Genomic DNA, 17,336 nt, shown 5'->3' with positions numbered 1-17,336 from the left:
TTCTAAATAAATTCTAATTTGCTACTTTTACCATACTGTGTCTCACTACAGAGTCACGATACATATAACCTTTTTGGAATTCTTCGGCAATGATATTCTCACCGAGATTCTCATCTTCCACATGCATAACCGCATTATGAAGATTCGGGTCAAATTCCTGACCTACCGCTTCGATAGGTTTCACCTCGATTCCTTCCAGTGTTGTCATCAGTTGTTTGTAAACCTTCTCCATTCCCTGGATAAATGGATCCTCTTTGTCTTCTTCCTTCACTGCATCCAGACCTCTTTCGAAATTGTCTACAACCGGAAGAATCTTCTCTATGATATCTTTCGCACCAACTTCGTACATTTGGGATTTCTCCTTCTCTGTACGTTTGCGGAAGTTATCAAACTCTGCCATCTGACGAGTGAGTCTGTCAGTCAGTTCCTCAATCTTCTCGTCTTTTTTATCTTTCTTATCCTTCTTGCCAAATAACTTCTTGCCGGATTTCTTCTCTTCTGTATCGGATTCTTTGCTGTCCTCTGTCTCTGCTTCCTTCGCTTCGTCTTCGGCTGCCTCTTCTTTAGTGGCTTCAGCTGTCTTCTTTGCTTCCTCCACAGCTTCCTTTACCATCTCTTCCTGGCTCTTTTCTTTGTTATCTTCCAAGGGTACTTCCACCTTTCTTATTCATTCTTATGAAACATCTGATCCAGTTCTGTCTGGAGACGCTTCATAGATTTTAAAACATGCTCATAATCCATCCGCTTCGGTCCGATAATGCCTATCGTTCCCTTCATGCCCTCGCCTAATTCATAGGTTGCGGTCACGACACTGCAGTCCTTCATGTTCTGTACCGGTGCTTCATCACCGATATAAACCTGAATTCCTGTATTCTCTTCATGAGAAAGTGTCTGGGTTACAAGCTCTGTAAGCTGTTGTTTTTCTTCAAATGCACTGATGATATCCTGAGCGCTCTGCTTATCGCTGAGCTCCGGATATTTGAAAATGTTCGTCGCACCACTTGTATAGATCTGCATATCTTCATCGACCTGTATCGTATCTGCGACTGCATCCAGTACGTTGCCAATCACCACGCTGTGAATACCTGCCTGCTCTTTGAGTCTTGCGATCAGTCCTAAATTGATCTCCTCAATGGACATACCATTGAGTGTTGTATTCAAAAGCATATTCAGCTTCAGCAGGTTCTCATTGCTGAGCGGTTCTTCCAGATGAATGAGCTTGTTCTTTATCACATTGCCGCCGAGAACAATTACCGCGATCACCTGTTCTTCATCCACCATAGACAACTGGAGGAACTTGATCTTATTGGAATTGTTCATCGGAGTGGAAACCATCGTTGCGTAATTCGTATTGTTCGCTAAAACTTTGGCTGCCTGTTTCAGAAGCTGATCCATCTTATCTGCTTTCTGAAGCATCTGATCCTGCATATCATTCAGTTCCTGCTCCTTCTCCTGCATCAGCATATCTACATATAATCTGTAGCCTTTATCCGAAGGAATACGACCTGCCGATGTATGTGGCTGTATGATATAACCAAGTTCTTCCAGATCCGCCATCTCATTACGGATCGTTGCTGAACTTAAATTCAAATCCGTATATTTGGAAATGGTTCTCGATCCGACCGGCTCGCCACTCTCTAGATAAGTCTGTATAATCGCATGTAAAATCTTAAGCTTACGATCACTCAGTCCATGTTCTTCTAACATCAGCTCTCCTCCTTTCGGATTTTTCTTTGTTAGCACTCATTAGAAAGGAGTGCTAACATCTTTCGACTATTAATGTAGCACTCCTTTTTCTGTTTGTCAACAGTATTTATTATTTTTTTAGATTCTTTTCAAACGCTTTAAAACAGTCTAGCTCAGTTCTACTTTTGCAGCCTCTTCCGGTTTGAAATCATTTGCCAGATCATAGATATTATGTCCTGTAGACTCACTTAATACACGTCCCTCTAATGAATAGCAGCGGATAAATCTTTTACCATCTACACTTGACCAGTGTTCTACATCCCAGCTCATGTATCCGTCTTCATCAGATTTCTTCTCTTTCAGATAAAGATCTACCTGACGGCCGTCTTTCATAAGCTGAACCAGTCCGTCTGTTCCATTTACTTCTACTTCTGCTTTGTTTACTGTGTCAAAAATTTTCATTTTGCATTCCTCCTGCGTGGTTATATATTTCCTCTATTATAGCCTTTTTCTATGTAAAACACAACCGAACATCCCCTATCCTTCAAACATTTTCCGCAGATCTCTTCTTTTCTCCACCTCAAGTTTTGAAAATATACGGGTAATTACATTTTTCACATAACCATAAGAATAATGATATTCCGCCGCAATCTCCCGGTTGTCCATCCCTTTTGCAATTGCCTGCGCAATCTTCCACTCGATTGGGCTTAACACTTCCTGCATCTTTTTATACGTTTCATTCTCCTTTATTTCTTCCGTTCGTTCTTCTCTGGCCCGTCCTTCTTCATATTGTAAATGGCGTTCCACTCTTGCAAGCAGTACTTCTTTCACAAATGGTTTCACAATATAATCTACCGCGCCGGATTTTAATCCGCGCACTTCATAATCTGCATCGGAAAATCCGGTCAGGAAAATAATCGGCACACTGCCTGCCGCCGGAATCTTCTTCATCTCATTTAGTGTCTCATATCCATCCATTCCAGGCATAGCAATATCCAGAAGGATCAGATCCGGGATCACGCCTTTTTCCAGAAGTGCAATCGCCTGGCTCCCGGCTTTGGCTACACTGACACTGTAAAATTCTGACAGAATCTCTTCTGCTGTCTTTAATAAAATCAGATCGTCATCCACGACCAATACATGTTTTTTCTCCATCAGTGTTCCTCCTTCCACTTTCTGAAAATACTCTCTGCTTCTTCAAAATCCAGCTCGCGGATTTTCTGTCCGATCTGTTCCAACAGCTTTCTTCTCTCCGGATCATTTTCTGTGTCCAGCAGCTTTTGATTCCAGGTGGAAGCTTCCTTCCCCTGATAACGCATCAATGCTTCCCGTAATGCTTTTTCATAGGTTTCTTTCAGATTTATATCTGCTATGGTACTTTCTGCTTCTTCGTTTTCTCTCTGCGGTATGAGCTGCACTATTTCTTTCCGGAACTGTCTGGCTCCTTTTACCGTTCTCTCCCATTCCAGATAAAGAAGCGGCATTGCATATTTGAAATAATCCGCATCCATTTCTTTGCCATGCACTTCCATCGCCTGTGCCAGCTCTGAGAGTTCTCCTGCGCCAATTGCTTTTGCATTGCTTTTCAATGTATGCATTTCACCGGTCAGTGCCATCAGGATCTCAGTCCTTTTCTTTTCTGTATCTGCATATTTCAGTGCTTTTTCCATTTTCTCCATCTGCCTGCGATTCGGTTCATAATAATCTGTAAAAAATTCTATCAATTTTGCATATTGATATATATTTCCATCCAGTAAATGTAGTCCTTTTTCCATCTGGATCTCACAGACTTGCAGCTGTGCTTTCAGCCGGTTGTAATCTTTTCCTGATATTTTCCATTCTTTTCGGCTGCTTTTTGTAACCAGTATATCCGGCAGATAAGCCAGAAGCAGCTCTTCCATTCTCTCCCAGCGAATCGGTTTTGATAAATAAGCGGCAAATCCTTCTTTTTCAAATATCTGCTGGATTCCACTTGTAACATCTGCCGTCAGTGCGATCACCGGAACACGGATTTCCATCTCCTTCATACGCCGAAATGTTTCCAGCCCATCCATTTCCGGCATCATATAATCAAGAAATATCATATGATAATTTCCTTTTCTGACTTTCTCGATACATTCCGAGCCACTCACTGCTGTATCTGTGCGGATCTTGGTATGTTTTAACAGTGAACAGATCACTCGCAGGTTCTCTTCCCTGTCATCCACAATAAGAACCTTTGCATCCGGTGCAACAAAAGTGCCCGCATGCTTTTCTTCTATTTCTTTCCTTGGATGCCATTCTCCGGATTTTTGTTTTCCTGCCTCTTCCAGAGGAAATGTTACCGTAAATCTGCTCCCTGTCCCGACTTCACTTTGTACTTCAACCTTTCCATCCATCTCCCGGCAGAGTTCTCTGACAATTGCCAGCCCCAGACCGCTTCCTTCAATATTTCTGTATTTTTTCACATCCACTCTGGTAAATGCATCAAATAACGTATTCATTGCTTCTTTCTCTATGCCATATCCGGTATCTTTCACAGAAAAACGGATCTTTTCGCCACATCTTTCCACCTGGAATACGATAGAACCGTTCTCCGTGTATTTCACAGCATTACTGATCAGATTCAGCATAATCTGTTTCATATGTAAAGCATCCCCGTTTATATATTCCGGCAGTGTTTCATCTATTCTCACCTGAAACTCCAGATTTTTATTTTCCGCCTGTCCGGATCCTAACAGCCAGATTTCCTGTACAAGTGCCGAAATAGAAAATGGTTCTTTTGTAATCTTTACTTTTCCGGATTCAATTTTGGAAATATCCAGCACGTTATTGATCAATGATAACAGATAATTTCCGGATTTTTCAATTCCCTGTGCGTATTGCCTGATATCCTCCGAATCACATTCCCTGAGTATCATTTCATTCATTCCAAGCATCACATTGATCGGTGTCCGTATTTCATGACTCATATTTGCAAGGAAAACACTTTTCGCCTGATTTGCTTTCATAGCTTCTTCTCTCGCTTCTGTCAGATAGATCTGCTGCCTGTTATACAGACGGAAATGCAGGTAAGTAACTGTACCGATAGCAAGACTCGATACTGCAACGCCTACGATGGTATCAATAACGATCTCTTTCTCCGACAGAAACCAGATAACCGTCTGCGGGTATGCATAGGCAATTCCTATTGTTGCAATATAGATTATCAGTTCAATCAATACACAGCAGATCATCTGCAAACGCTCCAGCATAAATACAGTAAATATAATTCCAAAGACATAAAAACATGGCATGCCACTTTTATAACCGCCGCCTTTAAAAAACAGAATTGGAAACAGGATCATGAAGATCGCTATAATTGTTATAAAATAACAGAACTGATAATTTCGGCTTTTATATGCATAATATAAAAGTGAAAAAGATAAGACCGCTGTCACCCCATTGGTAAATAACAACACCGGATTTCCACTGTTCATATAAGAAAAAATACCATTCATCACACTGATCAGTACTCCCACGATCGCCAGTATATTAAACAGCCTTACACGAAACGGAAGCGCTGTATCTAAAAACAGTGATTCCAAAATATGCTGCATTTTCTTGTCTTTTCGTTCCTTCATGCGACAATCCTCCAATTTGTTCTGTTTTCAGTATAAAATACTCCCTCTGAAATCATAGTGTCTTCCGGTCACATTTCTTTTAACCAGAATTCATTCTTCCGGCAGTCCAGTATGCCTGTTTTTTTTAATTTACCAAGTTCCGCAGACATGGCACTTCTCTCCACGCAGAGATAATCGGCAAGTTCCTGTCTGTCGAAAAGAATCGTAAAATGCATACTCTGTGCCTTCTTTGCACAATCTGAAAGATACGATAACAGTTTTTCTTTTGTACTCCGTCTGGAAAGATGGCTGATTTTTTCATTCAATGCAACATTTTTTATTGCCATGATCCGGACAAGGTTGCTGATGAGCCGCTGGTGAAATGTACACGACATCGGACATGTCTCGATCACTTTATTCATATTAATAAGAAGTATTCTGCAATCTGTCACCGCCATTACACTGACCGGACTCTTCTTAATTCCCGCACAGGAAAATGCAGCCCCGTATAACTGTCCCGTTTTTACATGCTCCAGAATATTACGGTTGCCAAACACATCCTCTTCGGCAACCTGCACCATCCCTTCCAATACTAATCCCGCACCTGCAGATGATTCTTCTTCCGTAAGGATCATCTCTCCTTTTCTGTAACTTTTTTCTCTTCCATCCAGACATTTTAACATTTCTGTCAAATTTTCCTCCCGGATTCCTCCAAATAATGGAATTTCATTTATTTTCATAAAAAATCTCCTTTTGTTGGAAATACAACATCTTTTTTATTTTTATTGTAGTAGACTAAGCAAGACAAAACAAGTAAACCATTTAATTTTTATTATATGAAAAGGAGAATTTCACATGATCAGAAAAATTATTCAAATAGACGAAGAAAAATGTAACGGATGCGGTGCCTGTGCAAACGCATGCCATGAAGGTGCAATCCAGATGATCGATGGGAAAGCACGGCTGATTCGTGACGATTATTGTGACGGACTGGGCGATTGCCTTCCTGCCTGTCCAACCGATGCCATCCATTTTATAGAAAGAGAAGCGGCAGCATACGACGATGATGCTGTGAAAGAACATTTGAAGAAAAAAGGCGGCGACGCGCTTAAAAGACACTTGGATGCAAAAGAAGCACATAAACATGACACTCCTGCCGGAAAATCTTCTCACGAAGAGAAAACACCTGCTTTCACAGGCTGTCCGGGACAGCGCATCCGCTCCATCATGCACCGTAATGAAGAATCAGCTACCTCTGCTGATAATGGAACGGCTCCGGTAAGCCAGCTCAGCCAGTGGCCTGTACAGATCAAGCTTGCTCCGATCAATGCTCCTTATTTTGACGGTGCAAACCTGCTGATCGCAGCCGACTGCACTGCATACGCTTACGCTGATTTCCACAACCGTTTCATCCGCAACCGCATTACTCTCATCGGATGTCCGAAGCTGGATGCTGTCGATTACACTGAAAAACTGACCTCGATCATTGCCGGAAACGACATCAAGAGCGTTACCATTGTCCGCATGGAAGTGCCTTGTTGCGGCGGTCTGGAGTATGCCGCAAAAGAAGCTTTAAAAGCAAGCGGGAAATTCATTCCCTGGCAGGTTGTCACTGTAAATATTGACGGTTCTTTACAGGAATAATTAAAAAGGGACAGGGGGATTTTAATTTGGGACGGGGATTTTCCAGAAAATCCCCGTCCCAAATTTATTCGCGAATATATTTCATCCACGCCTGTATGTCTTTTTCATGTCCATTATCACTTGGCACATAAAATTTCTCATCTTTAATCTCATCCGGCAGATACTGCTGTTTCACATAATGTTTCGGATAATCGTGTGCATATTTGTAACCAACGCCATGTCCTAAATTTACAGAGCCCTTGTAATGCGCATCCTGTAAATAAGAAGGAACTGTTGTCTTCTTCTGTTTCACATTATCCATTGCTGCAAATACCGCATTGCATGCGGAATTGCTCTTTGGAGCAGTAGCTACATATAAAACCGCCTGTGATAAAATAATCTGTGCTTCCGGCATACCGATCCGTTCTACTGCCTGTGCGGCAGACACGGCTACGGTCAGAGCCATCGGATCTGCATTTCCGACATCTTCTGATGCGCAGATCATAATTCGTCTTGCGATAAATTTGATGTCCTCTCCGGCATATAACATCTTCGCCAGATAATAGACTGCCGCATCTGGATCAGATCCTCTCATACTCTTAATGAACGCCGAGATTGTATCATAATGATTATCTCCCGTCTTATCATATTGCACGACTCGTTTCTGGATACACTCGGATGCCACATCCAGTGTAATGTGTATTTTCCCGTCTTCTTCACTTCGTTCGGTGGTCAGAATACCAAGTTCTATCGCATTAAGTGCACTTCTTGCATCCCCTCCGGCTATATCAGCAAGGAAATCCAGCGCATCTTCATCAATCTCTGCGCGGTAGCTGCCCATTCCTTTTTCCACATCATAGACTGCTCTCTGCAATAATTTCTTAATGTCTTCTTTTTTCAGCGGTTTCAGTTCGAAAATACTGGAGCGGGAGATCAGCGCACCATTTACTTCAAAGTATGGATTCTCCGTTGTCGCACCGACCAGGATGATCGTACCGTCTTCCACAAACGGGAGCAAATAATCCTGCTGCCCCTTATTAAAACGGTGGATCTCATCTACGAAAAGGATCGTCTTCTTCTGATACATTCCCAGCAGTTCTTTTGCCTTCTGCACCACTGTTTCCATATCTTTCTTACCAGCAACGGTTGCATTGATCTGCGTAAATTCTGCACTTGTCGTATTGGCAATGACTTTTGCCAGTGTTGTCTTACCGGTTCCCGGCGGTCCATAAAAAATGACGGAACTTAATTTATCCGCCTTGATCGCCCGGTATAGAAGTTTGTCTTTTCCTATAATATGCTCCTGCCCGACAACTTCTTCCAACGTCGTTGGTCTGAGTCTGGATGCGAGCGGTGCTTCCTTATCCATATTTTTCTCTCTGACATAATCAAATAAGTCCATTCTTTATCGCCTCTCTATCTTATGTTTCTATCTATACATCCTGTACAGATTAACATTTCCTATTTATACTTTCTACTTCCTGTACGGATTAACTTTTTGTACTTTCTGCTTTCTATACAGTTAAAAGCTTTTCCGTTGATTAATCAATAATCAGTTCTTCTGCCGTTACAAAAGCAAATCCTCTGTCCCTGAGCTGATCAATAATCCGAAATGCAGCTTTCACAGAGGAATCATAGCAGTCATGCAATAAGATAATATCATTTTCCTTTGTCTGCGTCACTACTTTCCGCACAATTTCATCCACATTTTTCGTCGTCCAGTCGAGTGGATCTACTGTCCATAGCACCGGCATCACTTCCAGTTCCGTCTCCATCTCTTTCTTCCATGCCCCAAACGGTGGTCGCATATAAGCCACATGTTCACCTGTGATCTTACTGATCGTCTGATCTGTCTGCTCTACTTCCTGCCTTGCCTTATCTTCCGGCAGTGATGTCAGCTCGACATGATGATAGGTATGATTCCCGATCAGATGTCCTTCTTTTTTCATCCGCTTTACAATTTCCGGATAGCGCTTCACATTTTCCCCAATCAGGAAAAATGTTGCCTTAACTTTCCTCTTTTTCAGACCATCCAGCAGTTTTTTTGTGTATTTTCCACTTGGTCCATCGTCAAATGTAATTGCCACTTTCTTCGCTTCGTTATCTTTTCTTACATAATCACTCATCTGCTGTCCATCTTCCAACTGTAACTTTCCATCTACCGAAACTGATTTTTTGCCGGCCTGCATCTTCCCGTCTGCCGGAACAGATTTATCACTGTTTTGTATGAGTCTGTCTTCCGGATGTGCTTCTTTCGCCACCGGACGCAGAGAAATTCCAAGTGCCAGACAAAGTCCCATCATATACAACAAAGCACACATCACTTTGATTTCTTTCTTCTCTCTTTTCTTCATGTTCTTCCATACCATTTGATTTGCACTTTGTAAAAATATATGTATCTGCCCAAAATCCTATGCGGCAGATTTAATGCTTGACAACCTATGTTCCCACTGCAATACCCTGTATGTATTACTTCGTATTATGTTGTATCGTGCTGTTTTCTACTATGATGTCCGAATCAAAAGATGCCATACGAATGTACTGTACTTCATACTCCCGCAATTCTGTCCCGTATTCACATATCATACAAACTTACGCTCCACTTTTATGCTCATATCAGAGACAAAGAAAAAGTATGTTATCATATTATGTATTGTTAATTCCATCTGCAAATGCTATAATTAAATTTACGTGTGCATTTACATGTTTTTATTCTAAAGGAGGATTTTTATGGTACAAACAAAACAAAAAACAACACCTGTCCATGAAAATAAAATGGGAACCATGCCGGTTCCAAAATTGCTTATCTCAATGTCACTGCCGATGATGTTATCCATGCTCGTCCAGGCATTGTATAATATTGTAGACAGCATGTTCGTAGCCAAACTAAGTGAAGACGCACTGACTGCCGTATCACTCGCTTTCCCGATCCAGACGCTGATGATCGCTGTCGCGTCTGGAACCGGCGTTGGTATCAACGCACTTTTGTCCCGTAATCTTGGTGAAAAAGATTATAAAGGTGCCAATCGTGCTGCAAAAAATGGTATTTTCCTTGCTGTTTTAAGTTTTATCATATTTGCAATTATCGGCGGCATCGGTTCTCATTTTTTCTTTTCTGTCCAGACAAAGAATCCTGAGATCGTTGCTTACGGTACAGAATATTTAAGCATTATCACAATCTGTTCTTTCGGAATTTTCATGCAGATTACCTTCGAACGTCTTCTGCAGTCTACCGGAAAAACAATTTACAACATGATCACACAGGGAACCGGAGCGATCATCAATATTATTCTTGATCCGATTATGATCTTCGGTCTGTTCGGATTTCCACGACTGGAAGTTGCCGGAGCTGCACTTGCCACCATTACCGGACAGATTGTCGGTGTTATTTTAGCAGCATTTTTTAATCATACGAAAAATCATGAAATTGATATTAATATGAAAGGTTTTCGCCCTCACGGACGCACGATCGCCACTATTTACAAAGTAGGTGTTCCATCGATCATCATGCAGGCAATCACTTCCGTCATGACATTCGGTATGAATAAAATCCTGCTAATGTTCTCTTCAACTGCAACTGCTGTATTTGGTGTCTACTTTAAATTACAGAGCTTTATCTTCATGCCGGTATTTGGATTGAACAATGGTATGATTCCGATCGTTGCTTATAATTATGGTTCCAGAAATAAACACCGTATTATACAGACAGCTAAATTCAGTGTCGCGATTGCAGTGACGATTATGATGATCGGTCTTGTATTATTCCAGACCTGTCCTCGTTTCTTCCTGTTCACACTGTTTGATGCATCAGACCAGATGCTTGCTATCGGCGTACCGGCACTTCGGATCATCAGCTTAAGTTTCCTGTTCGCCGGATATAACATCATTGTCGGTTCTGTATTCCAGGCTTTGGGAAATGGGGTCTACAGCCTGATCGTTTCTCTGGCAAGACAGCTTTTTGCGATTCTACCGATTGCTTATATTTTCGCAATCCTGTTTGGACTGCATGCTGTCTGGTGGGCAATTCCTATCGCTGAGATTGTCTCACTTATCACGTCAACGATTCTGTTAAAAAGAATTTACCGTCTGAAAATCGCACCTCTTTAAAAGAGGTGCTTTCTTTTTTCCTTATACGGATACTTTTGTGCATGAATTGTTTTTCTTACAGTTCATTATCAAATAACTTGACATTATACTACAAAGAGTGATACGGTTACTGTGATATTTTTCAAAAAATTCAATAACGAGGTGTAAACAATGCAGGAATTAAAGCCAATCAAAGAAGGTAAAGTACGTGAGATTTATGACAATGGAGACAGTCTGATCATGGTTGCTACAGACCGCATCAGTTGTTTCGATGTGATTTTACACAATGAGGTTACAAAGAAAGGATCTGTTCTCACACAGATGTCCAAATTCTGGTTTGATATGACAGAAGATATTCTTCCAAACCACATGATCTCAGTTGACGTAAATGATATGCCGGAATTTTTTCAGAATGAAAAATATGCCGGTAAATCCATGATGTGCAAGAAGCTCCACATGCTTCCGATTGAATGTATCGTCCGCGGATATATCACAGGAAGTGGCTGGGCAAGCTATCAGGAGAATGGAACTGTTTGCGGAATCAAGCTGCCGGAAGGATTAAAAGAATCCGACAAACTGCCGGAACCAATCTACACTCCGTCTACCAAGGCTGAAATCGGTGATCACGACGAGAATATTTCTTTTGAACAGAGTATTGATCACCTGGAAAAATATTTCCCTGGAAAAGGTCGTGAATATGCCGAACTGCTTCGTGACAGCACTATCGCGTTATATAAAAAATGTGCAGAATATGCATTAAGTAAAGGAATCATCATTGCAGATACCAAATTTGAATTTGGTCTTGACGAGAATGGTAACCTTGTTATCGGTGATGAGATGCTCACACCGGACAGCTCCCGCTTCTGGCCTGCAGACGGTTATGAGCCGGGACATGGACAGCCGTCCTTCGACAAACAGTTTGCCCGTGACTGGCTGAAAGCAAATCCGGACAACGACTGGACACTCCCTCAGGAGATCGTTGACAAGACGATCGAGAAATATCTGCAGGCATACAAGATGCTCACAGGTGAAGACCTTGCTTAATTTTAGAAGCATTCATAAAAACAGATCCCTCTGATAGAAGGATCTGTTTTTATTATATTATATTATTTTATTCTATTTTTTCTTCTTCACACTATAGCCAAATGTTCCAAGCTTCTTTCCCAGCGAATAATACTCTCCATGGGAATATGTCAGCAGTCTGCTGGAGGCAAGATCAAATTTTCCATTCTCCTGCATATATCTGTCATCTACCTGAACAGCCTGTACTTTCGCCGTGAACATGTGATGTGAACCGAGTTCCAGTATCTGATCCACCTTGCACTCAATATTCACCGGGCTTTCTTTGATACACGGTGAATATTGTAATGTCTCGCTTTTGCCACGGGTAAGTCCCATCTCTTTCCATTTATCTACATCCCTGCCGGAACGAACACCACACCAGTCGGTTGCCCTTGCCAGTGCCTCCGTCGTCAGATTTACAACAAATTCTCCGCTTTCTTTAATCATATGATAAGAATAGCGCTCCGGACGCACGGATATATAGAGCATAGCCGGATTCGTACAGATCGTTCCCGTCCATGCAACGGTAATAATATTGTCTTCTCCGCTCTTATCTGCTGTACTAACCATAACTGCCGGAAGCGGGTAAACCATATTGCCCGGTTTCCATATCTGTTTTGCCATCTTCTCCTCCTGTATCAGATCCTTTTTATATATCTTATTGTTGTAATGTCTCCACCAGTGCCGGGATCAGCTGTTTCTTTCTGGAAACAACTCCCGGAAGGATAATATCCTGTGTATCCTCCGGCAGATCAAATGCTGCTGCAATATGTGCTTTTGCATTTGCTCCACAACAGAGTAATTCTGTTGACTCATTCAAAATATCTGTCAGCATATAGTAGATCATATGGAGATTCTGCTTCTCCAGCACCTGTTCCAGATGCGGTTCCAGCACTTCTTTGATCTCCCTAAGTTCTTCTCCGCTCATGGAATTGATCTGTCCGACACCAAATACGACGTCATTTACCGTAAACTGTTTGAAATCCTGGAAGCAAATCTCTTCCGGCGTCTTGCCTTTCATGCTGCTACCTGCATTAAACATTTCTTTCGCAAGCTCTTCCATATCGACTCCGGCGATCTTTGCAAGCTTCGCTGCCGCTTTCTCATCTATGGATGTGCAGGTCGGCGAACGGAACAGCAATGTATCGGAAATAATCGCTGAACAGAGAAGACCTGCAATCTTCGGTGAAATGGAGATTTCTTCCTCTCTGTACATCTGATAAACGATCGTCGCCGTACAGCCTACCGGCTGATTCCGGAAAAATACCGGTCCTGTTGTCTCAATATTGCCCAGTCTGTGATGGTCAATGATCTCTACAATCTCTGCTTCTTCCAGCCCATCTACAGCCTGTGACTTCTCATTGTGATCTACAAGGATCACTTTCTTCTTGCTTGCATCCATAAAACGACGTCTGGAAATGAATCCACGGAATCTGCCATGTCTGTCAAGGATCGGAAAATCACGGAATTTTGTCTTCGTCATAACTTCCTTAATCTCATCTACATAATCATTCATATGAAATGCAACCAGAGGTCCTTTACTCATAAAAAACTTCACCGGTATACTCTGATTGATCAGACGGGCTGTTGTAAATGTATCATGCGGTGTACTGATAATCACAATACTCTGTTCTTCTGCTCTGCGGATCATCTCCGAAGAAACTTTCGCATTCTGGCATACAACAATACAGCTCGCATCAATATTGATCGCACACTCCTGTGCTTCATCACGGTTTCCAAGGATTACCAGATCATCCCGTTCGATAAACTCCTTCATCAAATTCGGATCCGATGCTCCGATCGTTACTTTTCCTTTGGTAAAATGTCCATGTTCATTTCCCGTAAGTAATGTACCATCCAATGTACGGATAATATTCCTATACTGCGTCCTTGCTCTTGCCAAAATGTTACTGTCATAAACATCCATATAAGATGTCGCAATATCTCCGGTAGAGATCACTCCTACCAGTTCGTCTTCCTTCAATACTGGAACCGTCTTGATATTATTTTCTTTCATCTTTGCCCATGTATCTTTGATTGAAACATTCGGTGCAACCCCTTCAATCTTATGAATATCAAGATCTTTCGCCTGTAACTTGACATTTTTCAAAAGATCCGGCGCTTTCACATTAAATTTAGACAATATATACTGTGTTTCTTCGTTCACCTGACCTGCACGTTTTGCAACATACTCATCCCCTGTCAGTTTCTTTTTCAACTCTGCATATGCAATTGCGGAACAAATGGAATCGGTATCCGGATTCTTATGTCCGACCACATACACTTTTCCAGTCTTTTTTCCCATCTATCTCTCTCCAAACTTTCGTTAATATTATATTTTATGATATTTTTAGCGCATTCCTTGCTTCTTTTTATATCATATATTTTTCATAAGTTCACTAGTTAGATTGCCATTTTTTTTTCGTTTCGTCAACTATTTCTTGCATACAGGCGCAAAATCCTTGCACATTTTTTGAAACAACGGTCATTTTTATGTTATACTGTATACAGTTTCTATCGCCATATAGAAAAAACGTTTATCAAAATCATGTCAGGAAGGAACAAAAAAACTATGAGTGAAGAATTAATGAAAGAAGACAACAACTTAACAATGGCAGATCTGGAAGATCATTTTGACGATGCCAATCCTTGGAATGTCGTAAAAAGATATCTCGAGAAGAAAACTATACTACCTGTTAAAATTGAGGGGATCGTCAACGGTGGAGCAATTGCTATGGTAGAAGGACTGCGCGGATTCATTCCGGCTTCCAGATTATCTTTATCTTACATTGACGATCTGGAATCTTATCTTCTGAAAGATATTGAAGTCCAAGTCATTGACGTTGACCAGGCTGAAAATAAATTAGTCCTCTCTGCCCGCGAACTTCTGAAAGAAAAAGAACGCAAAGCAAAAGAAGAAAAGATTTCAAATCTGCAGGTTGGCACTGTTATGACTGGTACCGTAGACAGTTTACAAACTTACGGTGCATTTATCCAGCTTGAGGACGGTCTTTCCGGACTGGTTCACATTTCCCAGATCAGTCAGAAACATATCAAATCTCCAAAAGATGTCCTGAATGTCGGGGATGAAGTTCAGGTCAAAGTAATCGGTATCAAAGATGGTAAGATCAGTCTCAGCATGAAAGCGCTGGAAGAAGTTGAAGAAGAGCCGGTTGAAAAGGTCGAGATTCCAAAGGCGGAAGAGATTGGAACAAGCCTTGGGGATCTCTTCAAGAATATCCAGTTATAATCTCATCTCCACGCTCTTTAATGAAATTCAGTTTCCTATTACAATCGAATAGACTGACTCATTATATAAGGTACAAAAAAGGTTTCGCTCACAACCGTGAATGAAACCTTTTTTATTATATTTCTCTATGTGTTTATTCCATCTCATCGAGATTTTTAAGCCATCCGGCTACGCACGCATCACTTGGCATTCTCCAGTCACCTCTCGGTGATAATGCAACCGTACCAACTTTCGGTCCGTCTGGCAGGCAAGAACGCTTGAACTGCTGTGCAAAGAATCTCCAGCAGAAGGTACGAAGCCATTTATAAATCGTCTCATTATCATACTCTCCTGCAAAGGCTTCTTTGGCGATCCTGTAGATTTTTGACGGTTCGTATCCGAACCGGAGCATATAATAAAGATAGAAATCATGCAGTTCGTAAGGACCTACCAGGTCTTCTGTTTTCTGTGAAATCTCGCCGTCTTTTGGTGGCAGAAGTTCCGGGCTTACCGGTGTGTCTAATACATCATACAGAATCTCTTTAAGTTCCTGATCCTCACAGGTATCTGCATAATAATGAACCAGATGACGAACTAACGTCTTTGGAACGGAAGCGTTGACACCATACATGGACATATGATCGCCATTATATGTTGCCCATCCAAGAGCAAGCTCCGACATATCTCCAGTTCCTATTACCATGCCTCCTGCCGCATTGGCAATATCCATCAACACCTGTGTACGCTCACGTGCCTGTGAATTCTCATAAGTAACACTGTGATCCTCCGGATCATGTCCGATATCTTTAAAATGCTGTTCTACCGAAGCTGCGATCGGTACTTCCTTAAGTGTCGCTCCAAGCTTCTTCGACATCTTACATGCATTCTGATAAGTCCTGTCTGTTGTACCAAAGCATGGCATTGTAACTGCTGTAATTCCACTTCTGTCCATGCCAAGTGCATCAAATGCCTTCGCTGTCACAAGAAGTGCCAGTGTCGAATCCAATCCTCCGGAAATACCTACTACTGCACTCTTTGCATGTGTATGTGCCAGGCGTTTCTTAAGTCCCATCGCCTGAATGGTAAGGATTTCTTCACATCTTCTGGCTCTCTCGCCCTCTTCTCCCGGCACAAACGGTCTGGAATAAAATGCTCTCGTAAGCTTTGTCTCCTGTATCTTCATATCAAACGGAACACGCATAAGCTTTCTGTCTTCCACAAGCTGGAATGTCGTATTCTTCCGTCTCTCACTGAGCAGACGTTTTATATCTATCTCTGTATAAATAACATTATTTACAAAACGTTGTCCCATTGCAAGAGTTGTTCCGTTCTCAGCGATAATATTATGTCCGCCAAACACAACATCTGTCGTAGATTCACCTTCTCCGGCATTGGCATAAATATAACCGCACAAAAGTCTTGCAGACTGCCCCTCGATCAGATTCTTTCTGTATGTTGCCTTTCCGATCGTCTCATCACTTGCTGAGCAGTTCACGATCAGGACGGCACCTTCTCTTGCTGCCTGGATACTTGGCGGAACCGTACTCCATACATCCTCACAGATCTCTGCAGCAATCACAAGCGACTGCATCTCTTCTGCCACAAAAAGGATCTGTGGTCCAAACGGAATCATCTTACCGTCAAAAGAAATCATTCTTGCTTCCTTCGGACCCGCGCAGAACTGGCGCATCTCATAAAATTCACCGTAATTCGGCAGAAATGTCTTCGTCGTAAATCCAAGAATATGTCCATGGTTCACTGCTGCCGCAACATTATACAACTCACCGTCTACAGCTAACGGCATTCCGATAAAGAATATACCATCCTTATTACCGGTATGTGTCGCAATCTTCTGCAATCCTTTCTTTGCATTTTCCAGCAACAGATCCTGTGTAAATAAATCTCCACACGTATATCCGGTAATACATAATTCCGGAAATACAACTACTTTTGCTTCCTCTTCTGCTGTCTCATCGATCAGTCGACAGATCTGCTCTGTATTATACTCTACATCTGCAACCCGGATATCCGGTGTCGCTGCTGCAACTTTCACGAATCCATGTTTCATT

At 41.8% G+C, this 17,336-nt stretch carries 15 protein-coding genes; 4 read left to right on the top strand and 11 right to left on the bottom strand.

Annotation, left to right across the window (positions count from 1 at the left end):
• Window positions 1-13: 13 nt before the first annotated feature.
• From grpE to DXC04_RS12190, 6 genes are all read right to left on the bottom strand, one after another.
• Window positions 14-613, bottom strand: a complete 600-nt coding sequence (gene grpE, locus DXC04_RS12215) for a nucleotide exchange factor GrpE (RefSeq protein ID WP_186855362.1) — start codon at window positions 611-613, stop codon at window positions 14-16.
• 50 nt (window positions 614-663) lie between these two features.
• Complete coding sequence (gene hrcA / locus DXC04_RS12210; protein ID WP_021861387.1) at window positions 664-1,707, bottom strand: heat-inducible transcriptional repressor HrcA; 1,044 nt, start codon at window positions 1,705-1,707, stop codon at window positions 664-666.
• Between the two features lie 147 nt (window positions 1,708-1,854).
• Complete coding sequence (locus DXC04_RS12205) at window positions 1,855-2,148, bottom strand: hypothetical protein (protein ID WP_021861388.1); 294 nt, start codon at window positions 2,146-2,148, stop codon at window positions 1,855-1,857.
• Window positions 2,149-2,223: 75 nt separating this feature from the next.
• Window positions 2,224-2,841, bottom strand: coding sequence for a response regulator transcription factor (locus tag DXC04_RS12200; protein WP_021861389.1), 618 nt, complete (start codon window positions 2,839-2,841; stop codon window positions 2,224-2,226).
• Window positions 2,841-5,288: an ATP-binding protein gene (locus DXC04_RS12195; RefSeq protein ID WP_118661138.1), complete on the bottom strand. Its 2,448-nt coding sequence runs from the start codon at window positions 5,286-5,288 to the stop codon at window positions 2,841-2,843. Before DXC04_RS12195 ends, DXC04_RS12200 begins: the two co-directional genes overlap by 1 nt.
• Window positions 5,289-5,356: 68 nt before the next feature.
• The gene (locus DXC04_RS12190; RefSeq protein WP_118661137.1) at window positions 5,357-6,007 is read right to left on the bottom strand and encodes a Crp/Fnr family transcriptional regulator; all 651 of its coding nucleotides are present in this window, start codon (window positions 6,005-6,007) and stop codon (window positions 5,357-5,359) included.
• Window positions 6,008-6,122: 115 nt separating this feature from the next.
• Between DXC04_RS12190 and DXC04_RS12185 the strand changes: the two genes are divergently transcribed.
• Window positions 6,123-6,911 (top strand): ATP-binding protein, encoded by a 789-nt coding sequence (locus DXC04_RS12185; protein WP_118661136.1) that lies wholly within the window; start codon window positions 6,123-6,125, stop codon window positions 6,909-6,911.
• Window positions 6,912-6,975: 64 nt separating this feature from the next.
• On the opposite strand, the gene DXC04_RS12180 is transcribed toward DXC04_RS12185, so the two are convergent.
• Both DXC04_RS12180 and DXC04_RS12175 read right to left on the bottom strand, forming a co-directional pair.
• Window positions 6,976-8,292, bottom strand: a complete 1,317-nt coding sequence (locus DXC04_RS12180; protein WP_021861393.1) for a replication-associated recombination protein A — start codon at window positions 8,290-8,292, stop codon at window positions 6,976-6,978.
• Between the two features lie 139 nt (window positions 8,293-8,431).
• The gene (locus DXC04_RS12175) at window positions 8,432-9,259 is read right to left on the bottom strand and encodes a polysaccharide deacetylase family protein (RefSeq protein WP_330426469.1); all 828 of its coding nucleotides are present in this window, start codon (window positions 9,257-9,259) and stop codon (window positions 8,432-8,434) included.
• 361 nt (window positions 9,260-9,620) lie between these two features.
• On the opposite strand from DXC04_RS12175, the gene DXC04_RS12170 reads away from it, so the two are divergent.
• Together DXC04_RS12170 and DXC04_RS12165 are read left to right on the top strand one after the other, a co-directional pair.
• On the top strand, window positions 9,621-10,997 hold the full coding sequence (locus DXC04_RS12170) for an MATE family efflux transporter (protein ID WP_118288465.1): 1,377 nt from the start codon (window positions 9,621-9,623) through the stop codon (window positions 10,995-10,997).
• A 150-nt stretch (window positions 10,998-11,147) separates the two neighbouring features.
• Complete coding sequence (locus DXC04_RS12165; RefSeq protein ID WP_118661134.1) at window positions 11,148-12,020, top strand: phosphoribosylaminoimidazolesuccinocarboxamide synthase; 873 nt, start codon at window positions 11,148-11,150, stop codon at window positions 12,018-12,020.
• 72 nt (window positions 12,021-12,092) lie between these two features.
• Here DXC04_RS12165 and DXC04_RS12160 read toward each other — a convergent pair whose 3' ends face one another.
• On the bottom strand, window positions 12,093-12,662 hold the full coding sequence (locus DXC04_RS12160; RefSeq protein WP_118661133.1) for a flavin reductase family protein: 570 nt from the start codon (window positions 12,660-12,662) through the stop codon (window positions 12,093-12,095).
• A 34-nt stretch (window positions 12,663-12,696) separates the two neighbouring features.
• Window positions 12,697-14,343, bottom strand: a complete 1,647-nt coding sequence (locus DXC04_RS12155) for a putative manganese-dependent inorganic diphosphatase (protein WP_118661132.1) — start codon at window positions 14,341-14,343, stop codon at window positions 12,697-12,699.
• Between the two features lie 267 nt (window positions 14,344-14,610).
• Here DXC04_RS12155 and DXC04_RS12150 point away from each other — a divergent pair, with 267 nt between their 5' ends.
• Entirely contained in the window at window positions 14,611-15,288 is a 678-nt protein-coding gene (locus tag DXC04_RS12150; RefSeq protein WP_118661131.1) for a S1 RNA-binding domain-containing protein, read from the top strand.
• A gap of 133 nt (window positions 15,289-15,421) precedes the next feature.
• Here the strand turns inward: DXC04_RS12150 and DXC04_RS12145 are convergent, their stop codons facing one another.
• Window positions 15,422-17,335 carry an NAD(+) synthase gene (locus tag DXC04_RS12145; protein WP_118661130.1) on the bottom strand — a complete coding sequence of 638 codons (1,914 nt, stop codon included), beginning with the start codon at window positions 17,333-17,335 and terminating at the stop codon, window positions 15,422-15,424.
• Window position 17,336 lies beyond the last annotated feature (1 nt).

It is taken from the genome of Dorea sp. OM07-5, from assembly GCF_003481355.1.
Taxonomy (GTDB): domain Bacteria; phylum Bacillota; class Clostridia; order Lachnospirales; family Lachnospiraceae; genus Dorea_D; species Dorea_D hominis.
The sequence above is the reverse complement of the archived record's forward strand: the minus strand, read 5'-3'. Positions and strand labels throughout refer to the sequence as shown.

Coding starts and splice junctions, on each gene's coding strand:
- grpE (WP_186855362.1), bottom strand. CDS start 613: ATGGTAAAGGAAGCTGTGGAGGAAGCAAAGAAGACAGCTGAAGCCACT.
- hrcA (WP_021861387.1), bottom strand. CDS start 1,707: ATGTTAGAAGAACATGGACTGAGTGATCGTAAGCTTAAGATTTTACAT.
- DXC04_RS12205 (WP_021861388.1), bottom strand. CDS start 2,148: ATGAAAATTTTTGACACAGTAAACAAAGCAGAAGTAGAAGTAAATGGA.
- DXC04_RS12200 (WP_021861389.1), bottom strand. CDS start 2,841: ATGGAGAAAAAACATGTATTGGTCGTGGATGACGATCTGATTTTATTA.
- DXC04_RS12195 (WP_118661138.1), bottom strand. CDS start 5,288: ATGAAGGAACGAAAAGACAAGAAAATGCAGCATATTTTGGAATCACTG.
- DXC04_RS12190 (WP_118661137.1), bottom strand. CDS start 6,007: ATGAAAATAAATGAAATTCCATTATTTGGAGGAATCCGGGAGGAAAAT.
- DXC04_RS12185 (WP_118661136.1), top strand. CDS start 6,123: ATGATCAGAAAAATTATTCAAATAGACGAAGAAAAATGTAACGGATGC.
- DXC04_RS12180 (WP_021861393.1), bottom strand. CDS start 8,292: ATGGACTTATTTGATTATGTCAGAGAGAAAAATATGGATAAGGAAGCA.
- DXC04_RS12175 (WP_330426469.1), bottom strand. CDS start 9,259: ATGGTATGGAAGAACATGAAGAAAAGAGAGAAGAAAGAAATCAAAGTG.
- DXC04_RS12170 (WP_118288465.1), top strand. CDS start 9,621: ATGGTACAAACAAAACAAAAAACAACACCTGTCCATGAAAATAAAATG.
- DXC04_RS12165 (WP_118661134.1), top strand. CDS start 11,148: ATGCAGGAATTAAAGCCAATCAAAGAAGGTAAAGTACGTGAGATTTAT.
- DXC04_RS12160 (WP_118661133.1), bottom strand. CDS start 12,662: ATGGCAAAACAGATATGGAAACCGGGCAATATGGTTTACCCGCTTCCG.
- DXC04_RS12155 (WP_118661132.1), bottom strand. CDS start 14,343: ATGGGAAAAAAGACTGGAAAAGTGTATGTGGTCGGACATAAGAATCCG.
- DXC04_RS12150 (WP_118661131.1), top strand. CDS start 14,611: ATGAGTGAAGAATTAATGAAAGAAGACAACAACTTAACAATGGCAGAT.
- DXC04_RS12145 (WP_118661130.1), bottom strand. CDS start 17,335: ATGAAACATGGATTCGTGAAAGTTGCAGCAGCGACACCGGATATCCGG.